Origin of the sequence: Acidipila sp. EB88 (assembly GCF_003858395.1) — a bacterium.
In the GTDB taxonomy this organism is placed as follows: Bacteria; Acidobacteriota; Terriglobia; order Terriglobales; family Acidobacteriaceae; genus EB88.
In genome coordinates, this window is sequence record NZ_QWEV01000005.1 from 430,240 (window position 1) to 445,036 (window position 14,797).

Sequence of the window (14,797 nt, forward strand, 5' to 3'; positions counted from 1 at the left end):
TTCCGCCACTTGAAATGTTGTTTTCCTTGGGTCGCCCCGGTGGATGCAGGTCAGCCCTGCGCTAGCCGGGGGCGGATACCTACCGTAGATAGACGAATGCTGGCAAAGTATAGCACCGTGATTCCGGCAAAAAAGATAGACAGGGCGCATCGAAATGCGCGTTCATCTATCCTTTAGTCATGGCTCGGCAATCGACATACCAGACGCAGGCTGCGGAAAAAAGCAGCGCCCCCACTAAAGCTGTGCCGCGCGACCCGGTCGCGTCGGGCGAGCGAGATGCTGCCTACAACCGTGCCGCCGGACATAACTACTTCCTGATGGATCGCTTCGAAGCCGGCGTGGCCCTGCGCGGCTCCGAGGTCAAGAGCATTCGCGAAGGCAAGGCCAACCTGAAAGACAGCTATGGGCTGGTCAAGAACGGCGAAGCCTGGCTCTTGAACGCGCATATCGGTCCTTACTCACACACGGGCTTTGACTCGCACGACGCGGTGCGCACCCGCAAGCTCCTGCTGCACTCCGGCGAGATCCGCAAGCTGATCGACCAGACCCAGGCCAAGGGCCTGACGCTGATCCCGACCCGACTGTACTTCCGCCATGGACGCGTGAAGTGCGAACTGGCGGTCGCCAAAGGCAAGCAGGACTGGGACAAGCGCGCCACCGAAAAGAAGCGCGAAGCCGACAAGGAAGCCAAGCAGGCGGTTGCGGCCAGCAAGCGGGGTTGAACCGTTCTCCCGGGCTCCTGAGGAGCCTGAGCGGGAGCGCCTTCTCTCACTTGCCCCGGGTTCGAGCGTGAGCGGCCGTGTCGGAGCTCGGATGGTTTCGCTTATGGGCGACACGCCATCCGGATAGCGACACGCGCCAGGCTTTCGGGAGAGACCAGGCGGCGCGCACACGCTATCCTTATAGAGTGAAAACCGAACTGAAATTCGCGCTTGCCTCCGCTACTGCCGCTGAACTACTGGTGATTTTCACCGTCGACCAGAGCGTGGACGGCACCCCAGCCGATATCCCCGCGGTCTTCCCCCTTACCGAATCGCAGACCGTGCATGACTCCATCGGCGAGATTCTCACGAGCGGCGAGTTCCGCTCCACGGCCAACGAAACCCTCCTGATCCATCAGCCCAAGTCGTTCGCAGCCAAGCGCGTCCTTCTGGTCGGCATCGGCAAGGCCGCCGACCCGGCAAGCACCACCGGCCCCGGCGTGGTTGCGCTGCGCAAGGCAGCCGGCACGGCGGCTCGCTACGCCAAGTCACGTGGTTTGCGCGCGCTCACCATCGCGCTGCCGCAGACGCTGGTCGAGGCCACCGACGCCGAAGCAGCGCGCACCATTGCAGAAGGCGTGATCGCCGCCGACTTCGACCCGGACACCTATCGTTCCGACCGCAAGGATCAAAGCCTCACGTCGCTCACCCTGCTTGGCTCCGAGCGCATCGACCAGCCGGGCACCCTGGCGGGCTTCGAGGAGGGCGTGATCCTGGGCGAGTCGCAGAACTTCGCCCGCGCCCTGATCAACGAGCCAGGCAACGTGCTGACGCCCACGGTGCTGGGCGAGCGCGCCAAGGCCATGTGCGACGAGGTCGGGCTCACCTGCGAGGTGTACTCGACGGCGAAGCTCGAAGAGCTCAAGATGGGCGCGTTCCTTGGCGTCACCCGCGGTTCGGCCGAGCCACCCGCTTTGATCGTCGCGCACTACGAGCCGGCGAACCCCACCAGCGAGGTCGTACTCGGCCTTGTCGGTAAAGCCATCACTTTCGACACCGGCGGCATTTCGATCAAGCCTGCCGATGGCATGGAGAAGATGAAGTACGACATGGCCGGCGGCGCCGCCATGCTGGGCGCGATCCGTGCCATTGCCCTGCTCAAGCCCAACGTTCGCGTCCTCGCAGTGATCTGCTCGGCGGAGAACATGCCCTCGAGCCGTGCCTACAAGCCCGGCGACGTGCTGACCGCGATGAGCGGCAAGACCATCGAGGTGATCAATACCGACGCCGAAGGCCGCCTCGTGCTCGCCGACGGGCTGCATTATGCAAAGCAGCTTGGCGCCACCCACCTGATCGACGCCGCCACGCTTACGGGCGCGGTTGGCGTGGCGCTTGGCGTGCACAATGCCGGGGCGTTCGCGAGCGACGAGGCTACGTGGGCGAAGTTCGAGGACGGGCTCAAGCTCAGCGGCGAACGCTTCTGGCGGCTACCCCTGCATTCCGAGTACCGCGAGCAGATCAAGTCGCATATCGCTGACCTGATGAACACCGGCGGCCGCTACGGCGGGGCTATCACCGCTGCCATGTTCCTCAAGGAGTTTGCCGGCGACACGCCCTGGATCCACCTCGATATCGCCGGGCTGGCATGGCTTGACGACGCCAAGGGCTGGATCTCCAAGGGCCCGAGCGGCGTCGCGGTGCGGAGCATCGTCGCATGGGTGCAGCAGTACGCGTAGAGCCGAAACCGCCTGCGCGGCTTGCGGTCCCTTCGGGACATGTGTTTTTCAAGAACAGAGGCCTCAAGATACCCCGGAGTATTTTTCCGGGGTATCTTGAGGCCTTGCTTTTAGGTACGCCTGCCACGAAGTGGCCGCTTCCGCGCAGGGGGTCTTAGCCCTTCAGCACTTCAATCAACTTTGCGTTGAAGGCCGGCAGGTCGTCGGGCTTGCGACTGGTGATCAGGTTGGCGTCGACGACGACTTCTTCATCGACCCACTCGGCGCCGGCGTTCTCAAGATCGGTCTCGAGCGAAGGCCAGGAGGTCACGGTGAGTCCGTCGACCACGTCGGCCTCGATCAGGGTCCAGGCCGCGTGGCAAATGGCGCCGATGGGTTTGCCGGAGTCGAAGAACTCGCCCACAAAGGCGACGGCCGCGTTGTCCACGCGGAGCTTGTCCGGGTTCTGCACGCCGCCTGGCAGCACCAGCATGTCGTAGTCGTCGGGTGAGGCTTCGCTGACGAGCTTGTCGACCTTGACGCTCTCGCCCCAGTCCGTGAACTTCCACCCCTTGATCTCGCCGTCCTTAAGCGAGAGCACGTGCGTGGTGGCGCCTGCTGCTTCCAGGGCCTTTTTGGGCTCGGTCAGCTCGACCTGTTCAAACCCGTCCGTTGCCAGAATCGCTACTGTCTTGCCTGCAAGTTCCTGTGCCATGGTGTGCCTGTTCTCCTAACGTCTAGGAGGGACGGATCGAGAGCGGCGTTGCCACGGGGCAGCAGAAGCGGCGGATTGCCTGACATGGTATCCGCATCCGCTAGCAACGATAATCCAGGGTGAGAAGCATGGCGGCCGAAACGGCGCCGGGTCGCAGCAAGGAGAACTATGCATATTCCGGGAGAACCGACCGGGCAGGGTTGGGAGCAGGTAGGCGAGCTTGGCGCCGCATTCTTCTTATCGAGCCTGATCGGGCTCGAGCGCGAGTGGAGGCAGAAGAGTGCGGGTCTGCGTACCTACACGCTGGTTGGGCTTTCCTCCGCGCTTTTCCTTCTGGTATCGAAGTATGGGTTTACCGACGTGCTGCATGCGGGCACCGTGACGCTGGACCCGTCACGTGTCGCGGCGCAGGTGATCTCGGGCATGGGCTTTATCGGGGCCGGCATCATCTTTGTGCGCGGCGACATGGTACGCGGGCTCACCACGGCAGCCAGTGTCTGGCTGACAGCGGCGGTGGGCATGGCTTGCGGTGCGGGGCTGCCCCTGCTGGCCGTGGTAGCGACCGCGGCGCATTTCACGGTGATCCTGCTGTTTCCGCACCTGCTCCGAAAGATTCCACGACGTGAAACGCCTCCGGAGACCCGCGTTACGCTGCCCGAGGGCGAATAAGCGGTGGTCAGTGTCAGGCCTGCGGGGCCGCGCCCTGCGGGCAACTGCGTCCGCGCTTCTATCCTCTAGGTAGGTGGAGATCTCCCGAGTGAACCTTTTCGTTTCGCGACGTGTACTTGCCCTCGCCCTGACTGCCGTTGTCTGTGGCAGCCTCACTGCCTGCAAACCCGGCTCCGACAGCGGCAGCGGTTCCGCGATGTTGTCGGGCGCGGGCAGCACCTTTGTCTACCCGGTGATGACGCGCTGGATCGAGCAGTACAGCCAGGCTCACACCGGCACGCAGATCAACTACCAGTCGATCGGCTCCGGCGGCGGTATCGAGCAGGTCAAGAACAAGACCGTGGACTTCGGCGCTTCGGATGCCGCGCTTACCGACGCGCAGTTGCAGACGATGCCGGCCGTGGTGCAGATTCCCGAGTCCGCAGGCCCGGTGTGCCTGACTTACAACCTGCCGGGCTTCACCGGTACGCTGCAGCTGTCCCCGGCCACGCTTGCCGGCATGTTCCTGGGCACCATCAAGACCTGGAGCGACCCGGCGGTTGCGAAGGATAACCCCGGCGCCAGGCTGCCGGGGCTGCCGGTCGTGATCGTGCACCGCGCCGACGGCAGCGGCACCACCGCTATCTTCACCGACTACCTTGCCGCGGTCAGTCCGGTATGGAAGTCCAAGGTGGGTGCGGGCAAAAGTGTGAGCTGGCCGCTGGGCCTCGGCGGCAAGGGCAGCGAGGGCGTCACCGGCCAGCTTCGCCAGTCACCTGGCGCCATTGGCTACGTCGAACTCACCTATGCCGAGCAAAATAAGCTGCCGGAAATCAAGGTCGAGAATGCAGCCGGGGCCTTCGTGGCGCCCACCGCTGCCGGCAGCACCGCGGCCATCAACGCGTTTGCTACCCAGCTCGCTCAGGATCCCCGCGCCTCCATCGTCAACCCACCCGCTTCAGCAAAAGATGCCTACCCGATCTCCGGCCTGACCTTCCTGATCCTGCCGAAGGACGGCCCCGACAAGACCAGGCGCACCGCGCTTAAGGGCTTCGTGCGGTACATCATCAGCGACGGCCAGACCGTGGCCGGGTCTCTCAACTATGCGCCGCTGCCCGACAACATGAAGCAGTACGACGCTGCGCAGCTGAAACTACTGACCGCCGCGGGACAGCCACTGCCATAGCAAAACCGCCTGCGCGGCTCGCGGCCACTTCGTGGCGGGTATACCGGAAGAGCAAAAGCCTGAAAGCACCCCGGATAGATTCACCCGGGGTGCTTTCAGGCTTTTGTATTGAACGAGTACATGTCCCAAAGGGACCGCTCCCCGCGCAGGGGGTCTTACATCACCGCAGGCGCTTCGATGCCGAGGATGGCGAGCGAACGAACCAGCGCCTGTTCGGCGATGGCGGCGGTAGCAAGCAGCAGCGTTTTGCGGGCGGGGTCTTCTTCGGTGAGGATGTGGTGCTTGCGGTAGAAGGCGGAGAACTCCTGCGCGAGGAGGAAGCAGTGGCGCGCAAGGTGCGCGGGCTCGGCGGTGTCGCGGCACTGTTCGAGCACGAGGCCGGTCTTGGCGGCACGCAGCCACACCTGCCAGATGCTGTCACCAGCTTCGCCATCGAGGTGCGCGGCGAGGTCCAGGGTAGCGGCCTCGGCGAGCACGGCTGCGGGCGAGGCATTTGCCTTGCGAAAAATGGAGCGCGTGCGGACCACGGCGTACTGCTGGTACGGGCCCGTCTCGCCTTCGAACGAAAGCGCGTCCTTGAAGTCGAACGCGATCACGGTGTTGCGAGTGAACTTGAGCATGAAGTAGCGCAGTGCGCCCACGGCGATCTGTTGCGCAGTCTGCGCGCGGTTCACTTCGCTGAGCTCGGGGTTGCGCTCATCGACCTCGGCGCGGGTCGCGGCGACGAGCCGATCGATCAGGTCATCGGCCTTGACGCCAAAACCCTTGCGGCCCGAGACCTCGATGTAAGCGCGGGCGCGATCCGCCTCGGCAACCTCGTAGCCCAGCTCGAGCGCGCAGCGTGGTGTGAGCGCGACCATCTCGTAGGAGAAGTGGGTGTAGCGTTCGGCCTGCGCGGCAAAACCCATGCCACGCAGCGCTTCGATGACGTTGCTTTGCGGGTCGGACTGGCGCGAGTCGATGACGTTGTAGATGGCGTCGGCTCCCCCGAAGTGCGGGTGCTCGGCCTCGCCGTGCTCGGCGGTGATCCAGCAGGTGGGGTGCCCGCTGTCCGACGGGTAGCGGAAAAACGGGTTATAGCCGAAGTCTTTGCCCAGCAGGCCGAACTTCCAGAGGTGGTACGCGATGTCCTTGCCCACGTAGGTGACGGTGCCATTGGAGCGCACGATCACCTTGGCTTCTTCGTCGGTCTCGCCCTCGGCCACGCCCTCGGTGTTGGCGCGCCGCATGATCCAGCAGCCGGTGTTTTTGCCTGCGGTCTCGAGCCGTAGCACGCCGGTTTCCTTGAGCTGCACAAAGGCCGCGTCCCAGAAGTGCAGGTGCAGGATCTCGCTTTCGCGTGGCAGCAGGTCGTAGGTGATGCCGAGGCGGAGCATCGTCTCGAGGTGCCGGCGCACGATCAACGTGGCGACACGCTCGGCGATGGCGGCAGTGGGGTTGTTGCCCTGCTCAAGCCGGTGCAGCGTGTCGAGCCGCAACTGCTTGCGAGCGGCGTTCTCTTCGGGCGACCCCGCGGTGTACCACTGCGAGGTGCGCGCATACAGGTCCCAGCAGGCGAAGTCGATCCGCTCGGCTAGGCCTGCGATCCATTGCTCCACGTCGCCCAGCGACAGCCCGAGCAGGTGTTCCAGGCCGACCACGATGTCGGCAACCTGTACGCCGGTGTTGTCGATGTAGTTCTGCACCGACACCTGGTCGCCAGTGGCGCGCAGGAGGCGCACAAACGTGTCGCCCAGGATCGCGTTGCGCAGGTGGCCGACGTGCGCGGCTTTGTTGGGATTGATCGAGGTGTGCTCGACCAGGGCATGCTGCGGCGTGCGCTCGATGAGCTCCGGCGTGCCCTCGGCCAGGATGCGCACGGCAGCCGAGCGGTCAAGCCGCGCATTGATGTAGCCTGCGCCCGCGACCTCGAAGCCGGCAAACCCGGGCACCGTGCCGAGCCCTGCGACGATCTCTTCCGCGATCTTGCGCGGGGCCTTGCGCAGCTCTTTCGCAAGCTTGAGCGCGACCGGCAGCGCGTACTCGCCGAAGCGCATCTCGGGCGGCTGCTCGATGGCGAACTGGGCGAGGTCAAGGTTGTACAGGGTGCGAAGGGTAGCCTGCAGCGCTGCTGCAAGCGTTTGCTGTGCCTGGAGATACAAGGTCTGGTTTCCTATTCTGCTAAAGCTGGGGCCTACTTCACCCGTGAAGCGATCTCCGCCAGATCGAAGTGGATGGCACCGGATGCGAACTGCTGTGTTCCGCGAAGCTCACTGTCCACAAATTGCTCGAAGCGTCCGCTCTCAGGGTCCACGACAAAGATCGACGGGACGCCCATCGCCTGATAGTCCAACAGCTTTATGCGCAGGCGCTTCACAGTATCCTCCGGACTTAAAACTTCAAACACTGCCAGCGGCGGCCGCACAGCGATGGGGTCCGGAGCAAAACTTGCATCCAGTATCGAGACGTCAGGCACGCGAAACCTCGTCGCCGCAACCTGCACCCGGTATTCCGGGCGAATCAGGATGTTCCACTCGTCTTCGTGCATGCCGAACCAACGTTGAATTGCGAACTGCCACGCCGAATGATCGTTCTCGCCCACAGCACGCTCCTCAATGACTCCGTCAACAAACTCGGCATCGGGCTCATACGTCGTGTGCAGATACAACTCCAGGGGCACCCCTGCGGTCGTCGCCATACGCACTTCTCCCAGGCATCGCTCTCGGGCTGAGTGTATCAGCGCAACGAGCTGATTCGGCACGCGTCCCTGCCGTGCGCGTGCGATCTCCCTGCGCAGGGCTGATACGATGGGGGTTGCGACGGCTTGCGCCGTAGCCCCAACACCCATGCCCGATACCAGCACGCCCTTCTACCTCACGACGCCGATCTACTACGTCAACGCGCGTCCGCACATCGGGCACACCTACACCACGGTGGTCAGCGATGCCATCGCCCGGCGCCGCCGTTTGCTCGGGCAGGACGTCTGGTTTCTGACCGGCACCGACGAGCACGGGCAGAAGATCGAGCGCTCGGCGGAAAAAGCCGGGATCGCGCCGCAACAATTCACCGACCAGGTGTCAGCCGAGTTCCGCGGGCTGTGGGACCAGATGGGTCTCACCTACGATGACTACATCCGCACCACGGAAGAGCGGCACAAACGCGGCGTGCACAAGCTCTGGAACGTGCTGAAAGAGCGGGGCTACCTTTATAAGGGCACCTACACCGGGCAGTACTGCGTGTGGGACGAGCTCTACGTGGAAGCCGGCCCCGGCGCGGCCTGCCCCGACTGCGGGCGCATTACCGAGACGGTGAGCGAGGAAAACTACTTCTTCAAGCTTTCCGCATTCGAGAACCGCCTGCTTGAGCTATACGCCGAGCAGCCCGGGCTCATCCAGCCGGAGACACGTCGCAACGAGGTGCTCGCCTTCGTGCGCGGCGGCCTGCGCGACCTTTCCGTGTCGCGCACCAGCTTCAAGTGGGGCATCCCGGTGCCCGGGGACGAGTCGCATGTCATCTACGTCTGGCTCGACGCGCTGGCCAACTACATCACCGCCCTCGGCTACGGGTCGGAGGATGAGTCCGCGTTTCACAAGTACTGGCCGGCCCAGCTGCACATCATCGGCAAGGAGATTTCGCGGTTCCACTGCGTATACTGGCCCGCGTTTCTGATGGCTGCCGGATTGCCTTTGCCCACGGCCGTGGTCGCGCACGGATGGCTGCTGTTCGAGCAGTCCAAGATGTCCAAGTCGCGCGGCAACATCGTGCGCTCGGAGACGATCCTGGCCGTGCTGGGCGCCGATGCCCTGCGCTACTTCCTCTTGCGCGAGATCGTGTTCGGACAGGATGGCTCGTTCTCATTTGACGCGCTGGTGCAGCGCTATAACGCCGACCTCGCCAACGGACTCGGCAATCTCGTGAGCCGCACACTAGCCATGATCGAGAAGTATTTCAGTGGCGTGATCCCGGAGGCCTCTGCTGCCGAGAGCATCCAGGCGGCCGCGGAGCAGTGCATCCAGACCTTCGGCGAGCGGTTCGACGCACTGGACTTCTCCCGTGCGCTGGAGAGTGCATGGGCGCTGGTGGCGGTGATCGACGGCTACATCTCCGAGCAGGCGCCATGGAAGCTGGCCAAGCAGGCGGACGCAGGCGATGAGGCGAGCCGGGAGCAGCTCAAGACGGTGCTGGCCGCCTGTGCCGAAGCGATCCGCGTGCTGACTGCGCTGGTGTACCCGGTGCTGCCCGAGGCCGCCGCAAAGATCTGGACACAGCTTGGGCTGGGCGACCTGCACCAGGCTGATCTGAAAGACCTTCACTGGGGAGGGCTGCAGCCAGGCGCACGCCTGGGCGCGCTCGGCCCCGTTTTTCCAAGGGCGGACAAAGATGCCGCCGAGAGGATGCAAGCCATGGAACAGGACAACGCACGCAACGCTGCGGCACAGGCGGCCGAGACCGCGCCCGCAAGCCCCACCACCCCGCAGTCTGTGCCGGCTCCGGTCGACCAGTCGATCAGCCACCCCAACCTCGAGAGCGGTCCGGTTCCCGTATCCCCCGCGACGGCCCTGGCCACCCCGCCGGAGCAGACGGCCGATGCGTCTCTGCCGCTTGGTGCCTTCATGCCCGGGCTTGGCGCCATGGAAGACGCCGCGATTGTCGGCCAGATCACGACCCCGGCCATGGTCGAGACCGCCAACGTGAACGATGCCCCTGCAGCCGCGCGCCCCGACGCCGTGCCGCAGATCACCATTGATGACTTCCTCAAGGTAGAACTGCGGGTGGCGCAGATCCTGGTTGCCGAGCGCGTGCCCAAAGCCGACAAGCTGCTGCGCCTCGAGGTCGATCTCGGCTACGAGCAGCGGCAGATCCTGGCCGGCATCGCCGAAACCTACGCGCCCGAGTCGCTGGTGGGCCGCAAGGTCGTTATCGTCGCCAATCTGGCACCGCGCAAACTGCGCGGCTTTGAGTCGAACGGCATGGTCGTCGCTGCCTCGCTTGGCGAGCACGGCAAGCCGTCGCTCGCCGGCTTCCTCGATCACGTCGAGATCGGCGCACGCCTCAAGTAACACTCCCTCGCGGAGACAGGAACCGGCGCGGCTGTTTCCGCCCGCGCCGCTTTCCTGCATCCCACCTGCTGTTCTCCCACTTTGAAAGGATCCACCCTTGCTGGTTGATTCGCACGCCCATCTCGACCATGAGCGCTTTGGCGACGAGCTTGAACTGCTGCTCGGCCGGGCCTGGCAGGCAGGGGTGCGCACCATCCTCTCGATCGGTATCGGCGAAGGCCCATCCTCAATGGACGGCGCGCTCAAGATCGCCCGCGCCTACCGCGACAAGGAAAAGACCCCGCGCATCTACGCTACTGCCGGCGTGCACCCGCAGGAAGCCGCCAAGTGGGACACTGTTGCGCTCTCCAACCTCGACGCCCTGCTGGCAGAACCGGAAGTGCTGGCGTGCGGCGAAATCGGCCTCGATTTCTACCACAACGACAACCCATCCATCGAGGTCCAGCGGGAGTGCTTCCGCGCCCAGATGGAAGTAGCCGCTGCGCACCGCAAGCCGATCATCATTCATTGCCGCCCCGGCACGGCACTCGACCAGGATGCCGACGAACCACAGGACGCCTGGGAACAGTGCCTCGGCATGCTCGAACAACACTGGGCGCCCACTGGTCTCCGCGGCATCCTTCACTGCTTTACCGGCGACCTGGGCCAGGCTCATCGCGCCCTTGCGCTCGGCTTCATGATCTCCTTCGCCGGCAACGTGACCTATCCCAGTGCCGGCGCTCTCCGCGTCATTGCCGGCACTGTTCCTGCCGACCGCCTGCTGATCGAGACTGATTGCCCGTTCCTAGCGCCCATTCCGGAGCGCGGCAAGCGCAACGAGCCGGCCCTGGTCGCGCGCACGGCGGAGGTCCTGGCACAGGTGCGGGGCATCTCCTCGACCGAGCTCGCCAGGCTGACAGAGGATAACTTTTACAGTTTTTTCCATCCTGCCGACGCGGTTCCAGCCAGCTGAGCGGGGCGCGGCAGCCGGTTTGCACCCATAATAGAAACTGACAGTACGGAGCAAGAGAGCATGGCAGCAGACAATTCGTTCGACATCGTTTCCAAGGTAGAGCTGCAGGAAGTCAAGAACGCGATCGACCAGGCGACCAAGGAAGTCAACGCCCGCTTCGACCTCAAGGACTCCAAGTCCTCGATCAAGCTCGACGGCGACGAGAAGGGCCTGGAACTCGCCTCGCAAGACAGCTACAAGCTGGAAGCCGTGACCCAGATCCTGGAGCAGAAGCTGATCAAGCGCGGCATCTCCATCAAGTCGCTCGAGTTCGGCAAGGTCGAGGCGGCCTCTGGCTCCAGCGTGCGGCAAAAGGTGACGCTCAAGCAAGGCATCGCCATCGAGAAGGCCAAGGAAATTGTTCGCATCGTCAAGGACTCCAAGACCAAGGTGCAGGCGACGATCCAGGGCGAGACGGTGCGCATCACCGGCAAGGATCGCGATACTCTGCAGGAGACCATCGCCCTGCTGAAGAAGCAGGACTTGGGCATCGACATGCAGTTTACGAATTTTCGCTCGAACTAGATTTGTGCGCGGTCCAAGCCAGTTTGCGGTACGGAGTGGCCGGGGTGCATCAGTGTTGGCAGGAGAGTATGTGGGGACTACAGCGATAGCAACAGCGAAAGAGGTGTTCGACCTCTTGCACGACGACCTCCTGGCGATTGAGCAGGAGTTTGGCCGCGACGCTGTTTCCTCCGTTGCAGCGATCACCGAGATCACCGGCTACCTGCGCGAGAGCGGCGGCAAGCGGCTGCGTCCCTCGCTGCTGCTGCTGGCCTGCCACAGCCTTGGTTACAGTGGCGCACCCATGCACCGCCTCGGCGCGGTGGTGGAGATGATTCACACAGCCACTCTGGTCCACGACGACATCATTGATGGAGCGGAGTTGCGGCGCGGCCGCCCTTCACCCAATACGACGTGGGGCAACTCTCGCTGCGTGCTGGCCGGCGACTGGCTGTACATGCAGGCCTTCCGCATCGCGCTTGCCGAGCAGAACTTCCGCATCCTCGAACTGCTGATTGGCCTTACCCAGGTGATGGTCGAGGGCGAACTGCTGCAGACCGAGAAGCTTGGCCGCGCCGTCACCGCCGCTGAGTACAACGAGCTGATCTACCGCAAGACCGCCTGCCTGTTCGAGGTCTCGATGCGGCTGGGTGCGGTGCTTGCCGGCGCTGGTCCCGAGGTGGAGCAGTGCCTGGCCACCTATGGCCATTCGCTGGGCCTTGCCTTCCAGATTGTTGACGATGTGCTCGACCTGACGGCGGACGAACAGGTGCTTGGCAAGCCGGTGGCCAGCGATCTGCGCGAGGGCAAGGCCACACTCGCGGTGGTGCATGCGCTCGAACATGCGTCCCCTGCCGAGCAGGAAGCGATCCTGCAGGTGCTGGCCGACGGAGCCTTCACCACCGTCCGCTACGAGGACGTGCTGGCAACGCTGGCCCGGCACGGCTCGATCGCGTTTGCCATGCAGGTGGCGCGCGACCACGCGGAGACCGCCCGCCGTTCGCTTGATCTGCTGCCCGAGTCAGAGTACAAGCGTGCGCTGCTATGGGTGCCGGACTTCGTGGTCAATCGCGACAAGTAGCGCAAGGGTTCAAAGCACGCTGACAATAAGAAGCCGCCCCGCAAGGGCGGCTTCTTCGTTTGCAGTGTTGAGCAATTGCCTGCGGTCAGGCCGGGTTTGCGCGCACAAAGTCGTTGATGCGCGTGAGCTCTTCCTCTGCCAGGCGGAAGGTCGCTGCCGGCAGGATGCCGTCCACCTGGTCGGGCCGGCGTGCGCCCACGATTGCGGCCGTCACGGCGGGGTTGTGCAGCGTCCAGGCGATGGCAACGACGCCCGCTTCAACCTCGTGCTGCTTGCCGATTTCGCCCAGCAGCGCAGCCAGGGCTAGGTTGCGTGTCAGCTTCGGTTCGTTGAAGTTGGGGCTCTTCTTGCGCCAGTCGTCTGCCGGCATCTCGCGGACGCGCTCTGCTGTCATCTTGCCCGTCAACAGGCCCGAGGCCATGGGCGAATAGTTGATGACGCCGATGTTGTTCTCCAGGCAGAAGGGCAGGATCTCCGTCTCGACCTTGGGGTTTACCAGCGAGTAAGGCGGCTGCAACGAGGTGATCGGCGCAATCTTCTGCACGCGCCGCATTTGCTCCACCGAGAAGTTCGACACGCCGATGTAGCGGATCTTGCCTTCTTCCTTCAGCTTCGCCAGTGTTGCCCAGCTTTCTTCGATCTGATCTTCCGGGTTGGGCCAGTGCACCTGGTACAGGTCGATCGTTTCCCGCTCGAGTCGGCGCAGCGAGTCTTCCAGTTCCTGCCGTACCGACTTCGCATCGAGCGCACGGTAGATCTTGCGGTCCTCGGTGGTCCAGCGCATGGAGCATTTGGTGAACACCAGCGGCTTGTGCGCGCTGTGCTTCAGCATGCGCGCCACAACTTCTTCCGAGTGGCCCAGGCCGTAGATGGCTGCCGTATCGATCCAGTTGATGCCTAGCTCCAGCGCCCGTTCGATGGTGTCGATGGAGGCCTGGTCCTCCTGGGCACCCCAGCCGAACTCCCAGTCGCCGCCACCGATGGCCCAGGCGCCGAAACCGATGGGGCTGAGGTGCAGGTCGGAGTCGCCGAGCTGCCGCGTTTGAAAAGGTGTGGTCATGCTTGCGATGTTTGCCGTGGTGCCGGTTGTCGCCATAAGGGTGTTGGATGCCGCCTTCCCGGCGGGAGTGTCGGTTGCAGCAGGCGCTGCTTCCCCGGCAACAGTCGGCTGCGCAAGATCGCGCAGACAGAAGCTCGGCAGGCGACGGCGGTACATAGCGCTACTCCCCTCCCGCTGGGGTCACTGCTGCGTTGCCAGCCATGCCGGGCGCCGAGTGTTCGAGCCCGGCAAACGGAAACTCGTCCGCCAGCTTCCATGGGCCGCCCTCGTAGTGCCATAGCAGGAGGCTGCTGGCCTCCGCCGTCCACGGGCGAAAGCCCTCCGACAACCGGCTGTACAGCGTACGCGCCTCCGCCGGGTCCACCTTGTTCTGGATCACCACGTGGGGGTGGAACGGCTGCAGGTCCTGCCGGGTAAGCCACGGCAGCCATCGCCCGCGGAGGGCCGCGTGGATCGTGAACAGCTCCGGGGCCTTGAGCGCGTACGCCACGCCGCGTCCCAGCCGCAACAGGTCGTGCACGGCGAGCGGGAATGGTTCCCGCCGGGCCTCGTGTGCAAGCACCCCGCGGATCGAGTCGATCTCCTCACCGGGCAGGGCATGAAACATGGAGAGGTGCGCGGGGATGCGGTTGAGCTTCGCCGGGAAGTGCAGCCGCCGCTCCTGCTCGAACTGCTGCTGCCCCGGCGCAGCCAGGCCGAGGGTGACAATGAGGGGGCGCACCGACGGGGTCGTCGCGCCGTGCTGCGCCGCGAGGTCGGGTTGCCGTGAGTGCGTGGCAGCAACGTGCATCGAGCCAGGGACTGCCGCTGCTGATGTCGCCGTCACCGGCATCGGCTCGGCGGTGTTCGCCTGGGCAGAGTGCTCGTTCCGCTGTTCGTCGGGGGTGTGCCTCACCATGCCAGCTCGCTTTGTCATGCCTGCTAAGATGCTCGCGCTGGTCGGGCGTCCTAGCGGATCCGTAGGTCGATAGGCATGCCGGCCAGACTTTGCCCCGCGTTTTTGCTATAGTTACTAGCTGGGGCTAGTGCACTGCGCTTTGTTGAGCACACCCGCTCCTCAAAGGCTTCGCCGCAGCACTCTGCAACGTTTGCCGCCGGCATCGGAGCGCCCAACCCATATTCTGCCGTACCGTAGTTGATGAAAGGATTTTCACTGT

The 14,797-nt window shown here is 64.2% G+C and carries 13 protein-coding genes; 8 read left to right on the top strand and 5 right to left on the bottom strand.

The genetic code is table 11. The features are described 5' to 3' along the window. The first annotated feature begins 179 nt into the window (after positions 1-179). On the top strand, positions 180-722 hold the full coding sequence (gene smpB / locus D1Y84_RS02675; protein WP_124847147.1) for an SsrA-binding protein SmpB: 543 nt from the start codon (positions 180-182) through the stop codon (positions 720-722). A 185-nt stretch (positions 723-907) separates the two neighbouring features. Continuing rightward, a complete protein-coding gene (locus tag D1Y84_RS02680) occupies positions 908-2,437 on the top strand; it encodes a leucyl aminopeptidase (RefSeq protein WP_124847148.1) in 1,530 nt (509 codons plus the stop codon). Positions 2,438-2,591: 154 nt separating this feature from the next. Here the strand turns inward: D1Y84_RS02680 and D1Y84_RS02685 are convergent, their stop codons facing one another. Continuing rightward, positions 2,592-3,131, bottom strand: a complete 540-nt coding sequence (locus tag D1Y84_RS02685; RefSeq protein ID WP_124847149.1) for a type 1 glutamine amidotransferase domain-containing protein — start codon at positions 3,129-3,131, stop codon at positions 2,592-2,594. 168 nt (positions 3,132-3,299) lie between these two features. On the opposite strand from D1Y84_RS02685, the gene D1Y84_RS02690 reads away from it, so the two are divergent. Both D1Y84_RS02690 and pstS read left to right on the top strand, forming a co-directional pair. Further along, positions 3,300-3,800 carry an MgtC/SapB family protein gene (locus D1Y84_RS02690; RefSeq protein WP_199726343.1) on the top strand — a complete coding sequence of 167 codons (501 nt, stop codon included), beginning with the start codon at positions 3,300-3,302 and terminating at the stop codon, positions 3,798-3,800. Positions 3,801-3,888: 88 nt separating this feature from the next. After that, positions 3,889-4,965, top strand: coding sequence for a phosphate ABC transporter substrate-binding protein PstS (pstS, locus tag D1Y84_RS02695; RefSeq protein WP_233581030.1), 1,077 nt, complete (start codon positions 3,889-3,891; stop codon positions 4,963-4,965). A 155-nt stretch (positions 4,966-5,120) separates the two neighbouring features. Here the strand turns inward: pstS and D1Y84_RS02700 are convergent, their stop codons facing one another. After that, positions 5,121-7,106: an arginine--tRNA ligase gene (locus D1Y84_RS02700; protein WP_124847150.1), complete on the bottom strand. Its 1,986-nt coding sequence runs from the start codon at positions 7,104-7,106 to the stop codon at positions 5,121-5,123. A 32-nt stretch (positions 7,107-7,138) separates the two neighbouring features. Beyond that, positions 7,139-7,642 carry a Uma2 family endonuclease gene (locus tag D1Y84_RS02705; RefSeq protein ID WP_158615280.1) on the bottom strand — a complete coding sequence of 168 codons (504 nt, stop codon included), beginning with the start codon at positions 7,640-7,642 and terminating at the stop codon, positions 7,139-7,141. 148 nt (positions 7,643-7,790) lie between these two features. Between D1Y84_RS02705 and metG the strand changes: the two genes are divergently transcribed. The 4 genes from metG to D1Y84_RS02725 all read left to right on the top strand — a co-directional run bounded on the left by metG (position 7,791) and on the right by D1Y84_RS02725 (position 12,580). After that, positions 7,791-10,004, top strand: a complete 2,214-nt coding sequence (gene metG / locus D1Y84_RS02710) for a methionine--tRNA ligase (RefSeq protein WP_124847152.1) — start codon at positions 7,791-7,793, stop codon at positions 10,002-10,004. Between the two features lie 97 nt (positions 10,005-10,101). Then, complete coding sequence (locus tag D1Y84_RS02715; protein ID WP_124847153.1) at positions 10,102-10,956, top strand: TatD family hydrolase; 855 nt, start codon at positions 10,102-10,104, stop codon at positions 10,954-10,956. A 60-nt stretch (positions 10,957-11,016) separates the two neighbouring features. Next, positions 11,017-11,520, top strand: coding sequence for a YajQ family cyclic di-GMP-binding protein (locus D1Y84_RS02720; RefSeq protein ID WP_124847154.1), 504 nt, complete (start codon positions 11,017-11,019; stop codon positions 11,518-11,520). A gap of 70 nt (positions 11,521-11,590) precedes the next feature. Next, a complete protein-coding gene (locus D1Y84_RS02725) occupies positions 11,591-12,580 on the top strand; it encodes a polyprenyl synthetase family protein (protein WP_124847155.1) in 990 nt (329 codons plus the stop codon). An 85-nt stretch (positions 12,581-12,665) separates the two neighbouring features. Here the strand turns inward: D1Y84_RS02725 and D1Y84_RS02730 are convergent, their stop codons facing one another. Then, the gene (locus D1Y84_RS02730; RefSeq protein ID WP_370245691.1) at positions 12,666-13,796 is read right to left on the bottom strand and encodes an aldo/keto reductase; all 1,131 of its coding nucleotides are present in this window, start codon (positions 13,794-13,796) and stop codon (positions 12,666-12,668) included. Between the two features lie 4 nt (positions 13,797-13,800). Next, positions 13,801-14,556: a 2'-5' RNA ligase family protein gene (locus tag D1Y84_RS02735; RefSeq protein WP_124847156.1), complete on the bottom strand. Its 756-nt coding sequence runs from the start codon at positions 14,554-14,556 to the stop codon at positions 13,801-13,803. Positions 14,557-14,797: the final 241 nt, after the last annotated feature.